Genomic DNA, 13,707 nt, shown 5'->3' with positions numbered 1-13,707 from the left:
CCATGAATACGGCGGATGCCAAGCGCATTCTTGAAACCGCCTTGATCTGTTCGACGCAGCCCCTGCCAGTGCGCGAGCTGCGTGTGCTGTTCGAAGACGAACTGGGCGCGGACACCATCAAGGCGTTGCTGATCGAGCTGCAGGAAGACTGGGCTCAGCGCGGCCTCGAGCTCGTGAGCGTCGGCAGCGGCTGGCGCTTCCAGAGCCGGCCGGAGATGCGCGACCACCTCGACCGCCTGCACCCCGAGAAGCCGCCGCGCTACACCCGCGCCGCGCTCGAGACGCTGGCGATCATTGCCTACCGGCAGCCGGTCACGCGCGGCGACATGGAAGACATCCGCGGCGTCACGATCAATTCGCTGATCCTCAAGCAGCTCGAAGACCGCAACTGGGTCGAGGTCATCGGCCACCGCGAGACGGTCGGCCGACCGGCGCTGTTCGCCACCACCCGCCAGTTCCTCGACGACCTGGGCCTGGCCTCGCTCGACCAGCTGCCGGTGATCGACAGCCCGGCCCAGCACAATGCGCTGATCGACGCGCTGACCGATGCCTCGGACCCCGAGCAGGCCGCGCTGCCGATCGACGCGCTGGACGAAGAAGACGATGCCGTCGTGCCGCCGGCCGACGCGATCGGCGCGCCACCCGGCCCCGCATCCCCCGCAGTACCCGCTGGCGACCTGTTCGCCGAAGGCGAGACCCTCGCCGAATCCCCGGTCGTTCCCGACCCTGACGTTGCCGCCACAGACGGCCCCGATGCACCCCCGGTGCCTTCCGGAAAAAATCCATGAGCTCCTCCGAATCCGATGACGCGGTGCTGCCGCCGGCCCACCCCTCCGCCGAAGAAAAGGCCGCACCCGCCGCGCTGAGCGCGCCGGCGGGCGAGGGCGCGGACGCCTCGGCGCCGGAGGCCGCGCCCGTGCGCAAGCCCCGCAAGCCGCGTGCGCGCAAGCCGGTGGCGGAAGCCGTGGCGGCGCCTGAAGAGGAGGCCGTCGAGCCGCCCGCGAGCGTCGAGCCGGCCGCACCGGCGCCCGTCGCCGCCCCGCAGCCCGTGCGCGCCGAGCCGGCCCCGGCCGACGATGCGCAGGACGAGCAGGACGAGCAGGACGAGGAAGACGAGCCGGACGAGGAAGAAGACGAACTCGACCGCGCCCGCCGCATCGCCGACCGCGAGCGCCGCAACGCGCCGCCCACCGAGCCGATCCGCTTCGCCGACGTGATCTCCGGTCAGTTCGACGCCGACGAAGAGAGCGCCGAGGTGCCGCCGCTCAAGCGCGTGCTGCTGCCCGAGGCCGATTCGCCCAAGCTGCACAAGGTGCTGGCGCAGGCCGGCCTGGGCTCGCGCCTGGAGATGGAGGCGCTGATCCTGCAGGGCCGGATCTCGGTCAACAGCGAGCCGGCCCACATCGGCCAGCGCATCCAGTACGGCGACCAGGTCAAGATCAACGGCAAGCCGATCCGCTTCCGCATCGACCCCCCGCCGGCGCGCGTCATCGCCTACCACAAGCCCGTGGGCGAGGTCGTCACGCACGACGATCCGCAGAACCGCCCGACCGTGTTCCGCAAGCTGCCCCGCCTGCAGCAGGGCAAGTGGCAGTCGGTGGGGCGGCTCGACCTGAACACCGAAGGCCTGCTGCTGTTCACCAGCTCGGGCGAGCTGGCCAACCAGCTGATGCATCCGCGCTTCGGCCTGGAGCGCGAGTACGCGGTGCGCGTGCTGGGCGCCGTCAATGCCGAAGAGAAGAAGAAGCTGCTCGAAGGCGTGCGCCTGGACGATGGCGTGGCCCAGTTCGGCAGCATCGAGGAGGGCGGCGGCGAAGGTGCCAACCACTGGTACCGCGTGACCATCTCCGAGGGCCGCAACCGCGAGGTGCGCCGGCTGTTCGAGTCGGTGGGCCATGCGGTCAGCCGGCTGATCCGCATCCGCTACGGCGCGATGCTGCTGCCGCGCGGGCTCAAGCGCGGCGCCTGGATGGAGCTCGACGAGCGCGACATCCGCTCGCTGTTCCAGGCCGCCGGCGGCGGGGCGGCACGCGCACCGGCGGGTCCGCGCGAGCAGGGCGCCGAGGGCGGCGGACGCAACAACAACAACGGACGCGGCGACAACAAGAAGCGCCGCGGCGGCCGCAATGCCGGCGGGCCCCCGATGCCCAACGGCAACGGCCCGCAGGGCGCGCGCGGCGGCGATCGCGGGCGGGGCGGCAACCCGGGCGGCCCGCAGCAGAAGCGGCGCGGCAACGCGCCCGGCGGTGGCGGCGGCAACGGCCGTGCGCCCGGCGAGGACCGCGCCCCCGGCGGCGCGCAGCCCGACCCGATGAAGACCTCGGTGGGCTACATCGGCGCCGACAGTTTCTCGCGCCAGCGCAAGGAGCAGCGCCAGAACGCACCGCGGCGCGGCGGCGGTGGCGGCTTCGGCGGTCCGGCCGGCTCGCGCCGGCGCAGCGGGCGCTGATCACAGGCCCGGGCTGCGGTTTTTCAGCGCGCCGAGGCCGGCCCGGGGTGGCCGGCCGGTTAAAATCAGAGGCTTTTTCAAGTCCGCGGGCCGTGCAATCGGCGCCGCGGACCGTTCTTTTTCGACATCAACTGCTCAGGAAGCAACTTCTCCATGGCCATCGAACGCACCCTCTCCATCATCAAGCCCGACGCTGTCGCCAAGAACGTCATCGGCAAGATCGTCTCCCGCTTTGAAGCCGCCGGCCTCAAGATCGCCGCCGGCAAGCTGGTGCATCTGTCGCGCGCCGAAGCCGAGCAGTTCTACGCCGTGCACAGCGCACGTCCCTTCTTCAAGGACCTGGTCGAGTTCATGATCTCCGGCCCGGTGTTCGTGCAAGTGCTCGAAGGCGAGAACGCCATCGCCAAGAACCGCGACCTGATGGGCGCGACGGACCCGAAGAAGGCCGACGCCGGCACCATCCGCGCCGACTTCGCCGACAGCATCGATGCCAACGCCGTGCACGGCTCGGACGCACCGGAAACCGCTGCCGCCGAAATCGCCTTCTTCTTCGCCGGCCTCAACGTCTACGCACGCTGATATGACCCACCCCCGATGCGCCTGCGGCGCCTCCCTCTCGAGGGGGCGCACCCTGCGGCCCGGCCAAGCCGGTTCCGCGGGTGCCCGCGCATGCGCCTCGCCTGGCTTCGGCACGGGGGTGTTCGCATGACCACGGTCAATCTGCTCGAGTTCGATCTGGAGGGCTTGGCCGCGTTCTGCGAAAAACTGGGCGAAAAACGTTTTCGCGCGACGCAGCTGTTCCGCTGGATCCACCAGCGGGGCGCGAGCGATTTCGCGCAGATGACCGACCTGGCCAAGTCGCTGCGCGAGAAGCTCGCGACGACGGCCCGCGTCGAGGCGCTGCCGGTCATCACGCAGCATGAATCCACCGACGGCACGATCAAGTGGCTGTTCGACGTGGGTGACGGCAATGCCGTCGAAGCTGTCTTCATTCCCGAGGGCGACCGCGGCACCTTGTGCGTGTCGTCCCAGGCCGGGTGCGCCGTCGGCTGCCGTTTCTGCTCGACCGGCCACCAGGGCTTCAGCCGCAACCTGCGCACCGGCGAGATCACGGCGCAGCTGTGGTTTGCCGAACATTTCCTGCGCCAGCACCTCAAGCGCGACGACCGGGTGATCTCGAACGTCGTGATGATGGGCATGGGCGAGCCGCTGCAGAACTATTCGGCGCTGGTGCCCTCGCTGCGCACCATGCTCGACGACAACGCCTACGGCCTGTCGCGCCGGCGTGTCACGGTCTCGACCTCGGGCGTGGTCCCGATGATCGACCGGCTGGGTGCCGATTGCCCGGTGGCGCTGGCGGTGTCGCTGCACGCCCCGAACGATCCGCTGCGCGACGACCTGGTGCCGCTCAACCGCAAGTACCCGATCGCCGAACTGCTCGAGGCCTGCCAGCGCTACCTGGCGCATGCGCCGCGCGACTTCATCACCTTCGAGTACTGCATGCTCGACGGCGTGAACGACCAGCCCGAGCACGCGCAGCAGCTGGTGGAACTGGTGCGCAGCACCGGCATCTCCTGCAAGTTCAATCTGATCCCCTTCAACCCCTTCCCCGCGTCGGGACTGCTGCGTTCGCCGCAGCCGCGCGTGCTGGCGTTTGCCAAGGCGCTGAGCGACGCGGGCATCGTGACCACCGTGCGCAAGACGCGCGGCGACGACATCGACGCGGCGTGCGGCCAGCTGGCCGGCGACGTCAAGGACCGCACCCATGCGGCCGAACGCATGGCGCAGCGGCGCACGGTCGTGCTGCACCCGGTTCGCGCGGCCGCTTCCAAGGTTTCACCGGCGCCGCCGGTTACACAAGGGCACTGAACCCATGCGCATGGCCTTCCCGATTTCGCCATGGCACGTCATGCAGGGGGCCTTCGGCGCCTTGCTGGCCGTGCTGCTCGCCGGCTGCGCCGGCACCGGCAAGGGAGGGGCGACTTCGGTCGCGAACACCGCGAGCACCGCGGGCAACGGCACCGACATCGTGACCGCCTCGGACGAGCCGCAGGCGCGCCGGCGCGCGCGCCTGCGGCTCGAACTGGCCATCGGCTATTTCGAGGCCGGCCAGACCACGGTCGCGCTCGACGAGATCAAGCAGTCGCTGTCGGCCGACCCGAACTTCGCCGACGCCTACAACCTGCGCGGCCTGGTCTACATGCGGCTCGACGATGCCGGACTGGCCGAGGACAGCTTCAGGCGCGCCATCGCGCTCAATCCGCGCGAGCCCAACACCCTGCACAACTATGGCTGGCTGCTGTGCCAGCAGAGCCGCTTCGGCGATGCCGCCCAGCAGTTCAATGCGGCCCTGGCCGTGCCCGCCTACACCGAGCGTGCCAAGACGCTGATGACGCTGGGCCTGTGCCAGATGCGCGCGGGCCAGTCGGCCGAGGCCGAGCGTTCGCTCTCGCAGGCCTACGAAATCGACGCCGGCAACCCCATGATCGGCTTCAACCTCGCGTCCTTGCTGGCCCAGCGCCAGGACTGGACGCGCGCGCAGTTCTACGTGCGCCGTGTCAACAACGGGCCGTCGGCCAATGCGGAGACCTTGTGGCTCGGCGTGAAGATCGAGCGCAGGCTCGGGAACCGCGAGGCCATGGCGCAGCTCGGCGGACAGCTGCAACGGCGCTTCCCCCAGTCGCGGGAGGCGGTTGCGTACGAACGTGGGAATTTCGATGATTGAACGGGCGAGCGAATTCGGTACCACCCAGACCCCGCCGCTGATCCCCGGCGACAGCGCCAACAAGACCGCCGGCGACCTGCTGCGCGAGGCGCGCGAGGCGCACAACCTGCACCTCGACGTGGTGGCGGCGGCGCTCAAGGTGTCGTCGCAGAAGCTGCAGGCGCTGGAGAACGACGACATCGCCGCGCTGCCCGATCCGGTGTTCGCGCGCGCGCTGGCCGCCAGCGTCTGCCGTGCCTTGCACATCGACCCGGCGCCGGTGCTCGCCAAGCTGCCGGGCGCGGTGCGCCCGGGCCTGGCCGAAGCCGATCGCAGCATCAGCACCAGCTTCCGCTCGAGCGCGCCGCGCAGCCGCTCGCGCGCGGTCGGCGGCCTGCCCTCGCGCGCGGTGCTGGTGGTCGTCGGGCTGTTGCTGGCCGGCGCCGCGGCGCTGTTCTGGCTGCCCTCGGGCGCTTTCGAGCGGCTGGGCCAATGGGTCTCGGGCTTCACTGCCGGACAGCGCACCGCCTCGGTCGAGGCCGCGCCGGGCGGCACCGTGCTCGAGCCGCCGGCCGCGGCGCCCGTGGCGGCGGTCGAGCCGACCGCGCCGGTCGTGGCGCCCGTGGCCGAGCCCGTGGCGCCCGCGGCAGCGCAGCCCGCGGCGGCCGGCAGCGACACACTGGTTTTCGTGGTCCGCGAAGAATCGTGGATCACCGTGAACGACGCCGCCGGCAAGCAGCTGCTGCGCCGTACCGTGCGCGCGGGCGAAACCGTCGGTGCCAGCGGCACGCTGCCCCTGTCGGTGGTGGTGGGCCGCGCCGCCGGCGTCGAAGTCCAGGTGCGCGGCAAGCCTTTCGATCTGACACCCCTGGCGCGCTCGGGCGGCGTCGCACGATTCGAGGTCAAACCATGAACGATACGTCGTCGACTTTCGACCCGGCTGCCTTCGGCAGCCAGCCCGTCGCACCGGCCGCGCCCGCGGCGCGGCGCTCGCGCCAGGCCAGCGTGGTCTGGGGTGCGCGCACCGTCACCGTGGGGGGTGACGCCCCGGTGCGCGTGCAGTCGATGACCAACACCGACACCGTCGACGCGATCGGCACCGCGATCCAGGTCAAGGAGTTGGCGATCGCCGGTTCCGAGATGGTCCGCATCACGGTCAACACGCCCGAGGCCGCGGCGCAGGTGCCCTACATCCGCGAGCAGCTCGACCGCATGGGCATCGACGTGCCGCTGATCGGCGACTTCCACTACAACGGCCACCGGCTGCTGACCGACTATCCGGCCTGCGCCGAGGCGCTGTCCAAGTACCGCATCAACCCTGGCAACGTGGGCAAGGGCGACAAGAAGGACAAGCAGTTCGGCCAGATGATCGAGGCCGCGATGCGCTGGAACAAGCCGGTGCGCATCGGCGTGAACTGGGGCAGCCTCGACCAGGAACTGCTGGCCCACCTGATGGACGTCAACAGCCAGCGCGCCACCCCCTGGGAAGCCAAGTCGGTGATGTACGAGGCGCTGATCACCTCGGCCATCGATTCGGCTCGGCTCGCCGAGTCGATGGGCATGAACGGCGACCAGATCATCCTGAGCTGCAAGGTGAGCGGCGTGCAGGACCTGATCTCGGTCTACCGCGAGCTGGCGAAGCGCTGCAGCTACCCGCTGCACCTGGGCCTGACCGAGGCCGGCATGGGCACCAAGGGCACGGTGGCCTCGGCCACGGCGCTGTCGGTGCTGCTACAGGAGGGCATCGGCGACACCATCCGCGTGTCGCTCACGCCGCAGCCGGGCGAGGCGCGCACGCAGGAGGTGGTGATCGCCAACGAGATCCTGCAGGCGCTGGGCCTGCGCATCTTCGTGCCCAGCGTCACGGCCTGCCCGGGCTGTGGCCGTACCACCAGCACCACCTTCCAGGAGCTGGCCAAGCAGATCGACGACTACCTGCGGCTTCAGATGCCGGTCTGGCGCAAGAAGTACCCGGGCGTCGAGACGCTCAAGGTGGCCGTGATGGGCTGCATCGTCAACGGTCCGGGCGAGAGCAAGCATGCCGACATCGGCATCAGCCTGCCGGGCACCGGCGAAGCACCGGCCGCGCCGGTCTTCATCGACGGCGAAAAGGCGCTCACGCTGCGCGGCGACAATATCGCCAACGAATTCCACCAGCTCGTCGAAACCTACATCGACAAGCGCTTCGGCAGCAGCAGCGAGCGCGCCGCCGAAACCGTCTGAATCTCCTTTCCTGATCCATGGCCGAAAAATTGAATGCCGTCAAAGGCATGAACGACATATTGCCGCCCGAGTCGGCGCGCTGGGAGTGGCTCGAAGCCACGGTGCGCGAGCTGATGGGCCGCTTCGCGTACCGCAACGTGCGCACCCCGATCCTGGAGCACACGGCGCTGTTCGTGCGCGGCATCGGCGAGGTCACCGACATCGTGGAGAAGGAGATGTACGCCTTCGAGGACCGCTCCGACAAGCACGGCCAGGCCGAGCACCTGGCGATGCGGCCCGAGAACACCGCCGGCCTGGTGCGCGCCGTGATCGAGCACAACATGCTCTACGACGGCCCCAAGCGCCTCTGGTACACCGGGCCGATGTTCCGGCGCGAGAAGCCGCAGCGCGGGCGCTACCGGCAGTTCCACCAGATCGGCGCCGAGGCCCTGGGCTTCGCCGGCCCGGACGTCGACGCCGAGCTGATCCTGCTGGCCAACGCGCTCTGGAAGGCCATCGGCCTGACCGACGTGCGCCTCGAGCTCAACAGCCTGGGCCAGCCGGCCGAGCGCGCGCTGCACCGCGCGCAGCTGATCGCGCACTTCGAGCGGCACGCCGACAAGCTCGACGAGGACGGCAAGCGCCGCCTGCACAGCAACCCGCTGCGCATCCTCGACACCAAGAATCCGGCGATGAAGGACGTGGTCGAGGCGGCGCCCAAGCTGATCGACTTCCTGGGCGCCGAGTCGCTGGCGCACTTCGAGGGGCTGCAGGCCATCCTCAAGGCCAACGGCATCGCCTTCACGATCAACCCGCGCCTGGTGCGCGGCCTCGATTACTACAACCTCACGGTGTTCGAGTTCGTGACCGACCGCCTGGGCGCGCAGGGCACGGTGTGCGCCGGCGGCCGCTATGACGACCTGATCGCGCAGATCGGCGGCAAGCCCGCGCCGGCCGTGGGCTGGGCCATGGGCGTCGAGCGCGTGCTGGACCTGCTCAAGGAGCAGGGCGCCGAGGTCCCGGCCGTGGTGCCCGATGCCTATGCCATCGTGCCCGACGCGGCCTCGATGCCGGTGGTGCTGCGCACCCTGCAGCAATTGCGCGAAGCGGGCGTGCGGGTGCAGATGCACGGCGCGACCGCCGAAGGGCTGGCCAGCTTCAAGTCGCAGATGAAGAAGGCCGACGCCAGCGGCGCCACCTACGCACTGATCTTCGGCGCCGATGAACTTGCACGCGAGGAAGTGACTCTCAAGGCCTTGCGCGACGCCAGCGTCGCGCAAAGCACGCGGCCGCTGGCCGACGTGACCGTCTGGGCCTCCACCCTACAATCCCCGGCTCCCTAGGAAACTCCAGGGCCGTTCCCCAAGTTTCCCGGCCCCCTCGTGGGGCGCGATCCGGCCCGCCGGGTCCCGGGTCCTTCAACTCACTGACAGCGCATGGCAACCCATCTCGATCTCGAAGAACAGGAACAGCTCGACCAGCTCAAGCATTTCTGGAACACCTACGGCACTCTGATCACCTGGATCGTGCTGCTCGTCGCCGGTGCGTTCGTGGCCTGGAACGGCTGGAACTATTTCCAGCGCAACAAGGCGGCGCAGGCCTCGGCGCTCTACGACGAGGTCGAGCGCAGCGCGCAGGCGGGCGATGCCGACCGCATCGAGCGCGCCCTGGGTGAAATGAAGAGCCGCTTCGCCGGTACCGTCTACGCGCAGCAGGCCGGCCTGCTGGCCGCCAAGACGCTCAACGAGAAGGCCAAGCCCGACGCGTCGCGCGCCGCGCTGGAATGGGTGGCGGAGAATGCCGTCGATCCGGGCTACAAGGCCATCGCGCGGCTGCGGCTGGCCGCCGAGCTGCTCGAGAGCAAGGGCTACGACGACGCGCTCAAGCAGCTGGCCGCGCCCGTGCCCAAGGAATTCGAAGCGCTGGTGGCCGACCGCAAGGGCGACGTCTACCTGGCGCAAGGCAAGCGCGACGAAGCCAAGGCCGAGTACCAGAAGGCCTGGGCCGCATTCGATGCGCGCAACGACTACCGCCGTCTGGTCGAGATCAAGCTCAACGCCGTGGGCGTGGATCCGAAGACCCTGACGACCGCTCCCGCCGCGTCCGGCAAAACCGCTCAGTGACCCATCGCATCATGACCTTCCATCGCCTTGTGTCCGCCACCCCCGTCCTGCGCATCGTGGGCGCCACCGTGCTGTTCGCCGCGCTGGCGGCCTGCTCGGGTACCGGCCGGCCCAAGCCTGCCGCCCTGGCCACCGACCCCGGGCTGTTCGGCGTTCGGCAGGCCTGGACCGTCAAGGTTCCGAAGACCGACTTCGCGCTCCAGGTCGACGTCAGCGGCGACACGGTGACGCTCGCCGGTGCCGACGGCACGGTGGTCGCCATCGACGCGCGCTCGGGCCAGGAAGCCTGGCGCGCCAGCGTCGGCAAGGCCCTGAACGCCGGCGTGGGCAGCGATGGCGCCATCGCCGCCGTGATCACCCGCGACAACGAACTCGTCGCGCTGCAGGCCGGCAAGGTGCTGTGGAAGCAGCGCCTGACCGCGCAGGCCTACACCGCGCCCCTGGTGGCCGGACGCCGGGTCTTCGTGCAGACCGCCGACCGCACCGTGAGCGCCTGGGACGGGGAGAGCGGCCGCCGCCTCTGGTCGCAGTCGCGCACCGCCGAGAACCTCGTGCTGCGCAAGCCGGGCGTGCTGGTCGCCGTGGGCGACACGCTGGTCACCGGCGTGGGCGGACGGCTGGCGGGCCTGAACCCCGCCAACGGCTCGTCGCGCTGGGAATCGCCGATCGCGGCGCCGCGCGGCACCAACGACGTCGAGCGCCTGGTCGACCTGACCGGCAGCGTGAGCCGCGTGGGCGACACCGTCTGCGCGCGGGCCTACTACGCCAACGTCGGCTGCGTCGACGCCACGCGCGGCACGCTGCTCTGGACCAAGCCTGCATCGGGCGCCGAAGGCGTGAGCGGCGACGACCGCTTCGTCTACGGCACCGAAACCAACGGCAGCGTGGTGGCCTGGCGCCGCACCGACGGCGAACGCGCCTGGTCGAGCGACCTGCTCAAGTACCGCACGCTGACGGCACCGCTCGCGGTCGGCCGTTCGCTGGTCATCGGCGACGACAGCGGCCTGCTGCTGCTGGTGTCGCGCGAAGACGGCTCGCTGCTCACCCGCCTCACTCCCGATGGCTCGCCCATCGTGGCCACCCCGGTTCTCGCCGGCAACACGGTCGTGGTCGTCACCCGCAATGGCGGTGTGTTCGGCTATCGCCCGGAATAAACCCATTGAAAGCTCGACCATGAAACCGGTCATCGCTCTGGTCGGGCGTCCCAACGTCGGCAAGTCCACCCTTTTCAACCGCCTCACGCAGACGCGTGACGCGATCGTGGCGGACTTCGCCGGCCTGACGCGCGACCGCCATTACGGCAACGGCCGCCAGGGCCGGCACGAGTTCATCGTGATCGATACCGGCGGCTTCGAGCCCGACGCGGGCAGCGGCATCTTCAAGGAGATGGCCAAGCAGACGCGCCAGGCCGTGGCCGAGGCCGATGTGGTGGTCTTCGTCGTGGACGCCCGCGAAGGCCTCTCGGCCCAGGACCACGACATCGCCAACGAACTGCGGCGCATCGGCAAGCCGACCGTGCTGGTGGCCAACAAGGCCGAAGGCATGCACGACGGCACCAAGCTGGTCGAGTTCTACGAACTGGGCCTGGGCGACGTGCACGGCGTGTCGGCCGCGCACGGCCAGGGCATCCGCGACCTGGTCGAGCTGGCGCTCGAGCCGCTGAACCTGCCCGAACCCGAAGACGAGGTGGACGACGGCGAGGCCAAGCCCATCAAGCTGGCCGTGGCGGGACGCCCCAACGTCGGCAAATCGACGCTGATCAACACCTGGCTGGGCGAGGAGCGGCTGGTCGCCTTCGACATGCCGGGCACCACGCGCGACGCCATCTCGGTGCCTTTCGAGCGCAACGGCCAGCACTTCGAGCTGATCGACACGGCCGGCCTGCGCCGCAAGGGCAAGGTCTTCGAGGCGATCGAGAAGTTCTCGGTGGTCAAGACGCTGCAGGCCATCGAATCGGCCAACGTCGTGCTGCTGCTGCTCGACGCGACGCAGGGCGTGACCGACCAGGACGCGCACATCGCCGGCTACATCCTCGAAAGCGGACGCGCGGTGGTGATCGCCATCAACAAGTGGGACGCGGTCGACAGCTACCAGCGCGAACAGATCCAGCGCCAGATCGAAACCCGGCTGCCCTTCCTCAAGTTCGCCTCGCTGCATTTCATCTCGGCGATCAAGCGGCAGGGGCTGGGCCCGGTCTGGCAGGCCATTGCGCAGGCGCACAAATCGGCGACCCGCAAGATGTCGACGCCGGTGCTCACGCGCCTGCTGCTCGAATCGGTGCAATTCCAGTCGCCGCAGCGCGCCGGCATGTTCCGCCCCAAGCTGCGCTATGCGCACCAGGGCGGCATGAATCCGCCGGTGATCGTGATCCACGGCAATTCGCTCGAACACGTGACCGATTCCTACAAGCGCTTTCTGGAGGGCCGTTTCCGCAAGGAATTCGACCTCGTGGGGACGCCGATGCGCATCGAGTTCAAGACCTCCGCCAATCCTTACGCCGACAAGGATAAATAGCACGGGGCAGGGCGGGGCGTTGGCAGGCCCAACCCTTTCGCCGAGCCGCTGCCCGGCGCAAAGTTCCCCTCTGGGAGAGCCGTTATTTTTGGGATGGCTTTGGGCTTTGTTGCTGCAGCGCAGAAACCCTGTGTTAAGGTTCTCTTTCCTATAACTCTTCCTTGAACACGGAGAATATCGTGAGCAACAAAGGGCAACTTTTGCAAGACCCGTTCCTGAACACTTTGCGTCGGGAGCACGTGCCGGTTTCCATCTATTTGGTCAACGGCATCAAGCTTCAGGGTCAGATCGAGTCTTTCGATCAATATGTCGTGCTGCTGCGTAACACTGTGACGCAAATGGTCTACAAGCACGCCATTTCCACCATCGTGCCTGGCCGCGCGGTCAATTTCTCGGCTGCCGAGAACGACGACGCCGCTGCCTGACCGGCACTCGCGCGGCGGGCTCCGTCCGCTGCGCTTTTTTCCGCAACGCCCCATTCCGCTTGTCTGAAGACATACCCCGCCAGGATGGCGCCGTCGTTCTCGTCGGCGTCGACTTCGGACTGCCCCATTTCGACCAAGAACTCGAGGAACTCGGCCTGCTCGCGCAGACCGCGGGCCTCACGCCGGTCGAACGCCTCGTGTGCAAGCGCAAGGCGCCCGATGCTGCCCTTTTCGTGGGCAGCGGCAAGGCAGACGAAATCCGCGAGCTGGCCGAAATGCATCGCGCAAGCGAAGTCATCTTCGACCAATCCCTCAGCCCCGCCCAGCAACGCAACCTCGAGCGCGCGCTCGGGATCGCGGTGTACGACCGCACCTTCCTGATCCTGGAGATCTTCGCGCAGCGCGCGCGCTCCCATGAAGGCAAGCTTCAGGTCGAACTGGCCCGGCTGCAATACCTGAGCACCCGCCTCGTGCGGCGCTGGTCCCACCTGGAGCGCCAGACCGGCGGTGCCGGCGTGCGCGGCGGCCCGGGCGAGAAGCAGATCGAGCTCGACCGCCGGATGATCGACGAGTCGATCAAGCGCACGCGCGAGCGCCTGGCCAAGGTGCAGAAGCAGCGCAACACGCAGCGGCGCCAGCGCGAGCGGCGCGACACCTTCAACATCTCGCTGGTCGGCTACACCAACGCCGGCAAGTCCTCGATCTTCAATGCGATGGTCAAGGCGCGCGCCTATGCGGCCGACCAGCTGTTCGCCACGCTCGACACCACCACGCGCCACCTCTACCTGGGCGATGCGCGGCGGCAGGTGTCGATCTCCGACACCGTGGGCTTCATCCGCGACCTGCCGCACGGGCTGGTCGACGCCTTCAAGGCGACGCTGCAGGAGGCCGTCGACGCCGACCTGCTGCTGCACGTGGTCGATGCCTCCAACCCGCACCATCCCGAGCAGATGGCCGAGGTCCAGCGCGTGCTGCGCGAGATCGGCGCCGGCGAGGTGCCGCAGCTGCTGGTCTTCAACAAGCTCGATGCCCTTGAAAGCGCGCAGCAGCCGCTCCATCTGCAGGACGAGATCGAGGTCGACGGCCTGCAGGTCGCACGCGTCTTCGTCAGCGCGCACACCGGTGCCGGCCTGCCGGCGCTGCGCAGCGAACTGGCGCGCCGCTCGGGATCGGTGGTCGACGGCATGCCCTTGGATGCCGGGGCTGAATTGCACGATGCACCCGGGCGATTGGGCACAATCCCCCCACTGACGAGAGAACGAATCGAATGAATGCAAAGCCAGTGTGGAG

At 69.0% G+C, this 13,707-nt stretch carries 13 protein-coding genes; all 13 read left to right on the top strand.

From position 1 onward, the window contains the following. The first annotated feature begins 2 nt into the window (after positions 1–2). The 13 genes from scpB to hflX all read left to right on the top strand — a co-directional run bounded on the left by scpB (position 3) and on the right by hflX (position 13,688). Positions 3–788: an SMC-Scp complex subunit ScpB gene (gene scpB, locus QTI20_RS09755; RefSeq protein ID WP_286548201.1), complete on the top strand. Its 786-nt coding sequence runs from the start codon at positions 3–5 to the stop codon at positions 786–788. Then, the gene (locus tag QTI20_RS09750; protein WP_286548202.1) at positions 785–2,449 is read left to right on the top strand and encodes a pseudouridine synthase; all 1,665 of its coding nucleotides are present in this window, start codon (positions 785–787) and stop codon (positions 2,447–2,449) included. The genes scpB and QTI20_RS09750 overlap by 4 nt, the downstream gene beginning before the upstream one ends. A 153-nt stretch (positions 2,450–2,602) precedes the next feature. Further along, positions 2,603–3,028: a nucleoside-diphosphate kinase gene (gene ndk / locus QTI20_RS09745; RefSeq protein WP_183028776.1), complete on the top strand. Its 426-nt coding sequence runs from the start codon at positions 2,603–2,605 to the stop codon at positions 3,026–3,028. 126 nt (positions 3,029–3,154) lie between these two features. Beyond that, positions 3,155–4,318: a dual-specificity RNA methyltransferase RlmN gene (rlmN, locus tag QTI20_RS09740; RefSeq protein ID WP_286548203.1), complete on the top strand. Its 1,164-nt coding sequence runs from the start codon at positions 3,155–3,157 to the stop codon at positions 4,316–4,318. 4 nt (positions 4,319–4,322) lie between these two features. After that, positions 4,323–5,174: a type IV pilus biogenesis/stability protein PilW gene (gene pilW / locus QTI20_RS09735; RefSeq protein ID WP_286548205.1), complete on the top strand. Its 852-nt coding sequence runs from the start codon at positions 4,323–4,325 to the stop codon at positions 5,172–5,174. Then, positions 5,167–6,066, top strand: a complete 900-nt coding sequence (locus QTI20_RS09730; RefSeq protein ID WP_286548206.1) for a helix-turn-helix domain-containing protein — start codon at positions 5,167–5,169, stop codon at positions 6,064–6,066. Before pilW ends, QTI20_RS09730 begins: the two co-directional genes overlap by 8 nt. Further along, positions 6,063–7,376, top strand: a complete 1,314-nt coding sequence (ispG, locus tag QTI20_RS09725; RefSeq protein ID WP_286548208.1) for a flavodoxin-dependent (E)-4-hydroxy-3-methylbut-2-enyl-diphosphate synthase — start codon at positions 6,063–6,065, stop codon at positions 7,374–7,376. The genes QTI20_RS09730 and ispG overlap by 4 nt, the downstream gene beginning before the upstream one ends. Positions 7,377–7,393: 17 nt before the next feature. Further along, a complete protein-coding gene (gene hisS, locus QTI20_RS09720) occupies positions 7,394–8,698 on the top strand; it encodes a histidine--tRNA ligase (RefSeq protein WP_286548209.1) in 1,305 nt (434 codons plus the stop codon). Positions 8,699–8,791: 93 nt separating this feature from the next. Beyond that, positions 8,792–9,478 carry a YfgM family protein gene (locus QTI20_RS09715; RefSeq protein ID WP_286548210.1) on the top strand — a complete coding sequence of 229 codons (687 nt, stop codon included), beginning with the start codon at positions 8,792–8,794 and terminating at the stop codon, positions 9,476–9,478. Positions 9,479–9,489: 11 nt separating this feature from the next. Beyond that, the gene (bamB, locus tag QTI20_RS09710) at positions 9,490–10,632 is read left to right on the top strand and encodes an outer membrane protein assembly factor BamB (protein WP_286548212.1); all 1,143 of its coding nucleotides are present in this window, start codon (positions 9,490–9,492) and stop codon (positions 10,630–10,632) included. A 19-nt stretch (positions 10,633–10,651) separates the two neighbouring features. Continuing rightward, positions 10,652–11,992, top strand: a complete 1,341-nt coding sequence (gene der / locus QTI20_RS09705; RefSeq protein WP_183028768.1) for a ribosome biogenesis GTPase Der — start codon at positions 10,652–10,654, stop codon at positions 11,990–11,992. 179 nt (positions 11,993–12,171) lie between these two features. Continuing rightward, positions 12,172–12,417, top strand: a complete 246-nt coding sequence (gene hfq, locus QTI20_RS09700; protein WP_012747311.1) for an RNA chaperone Hfq — start codon at positions 12,172–12,174, stop codon at positions 12,415–12,417. A gap of 59 nt (positions 12,418–12,476) precedes the next feature. Beyond that, a complete protein-coding gene (gene hflX / locus QTI20_RS09695) occupies positions 12,477–13,688 on the top strand; it encodes a GTPase HflX (protein WP_286548214.1) in 1,212 nt (403 codons plus the stop codon). Positions 13,689–13,707: the final 19 nt, after the last annotated feature.

It is taken from the genome of Variovorax sp. J2P1-31 (assembly GCF_030317215.1).
Lineage (GTDB): Bacteria > Pseudomonadota > Gammaproteobacteria > Burkholderiales > Burkholderiaceae_C > Variovorax.
The sequence above is the reverse complement of the archived record's forward strand: the minus strand, read 5'-3'. Positions and strand labels throughout refer to the sequence as shown.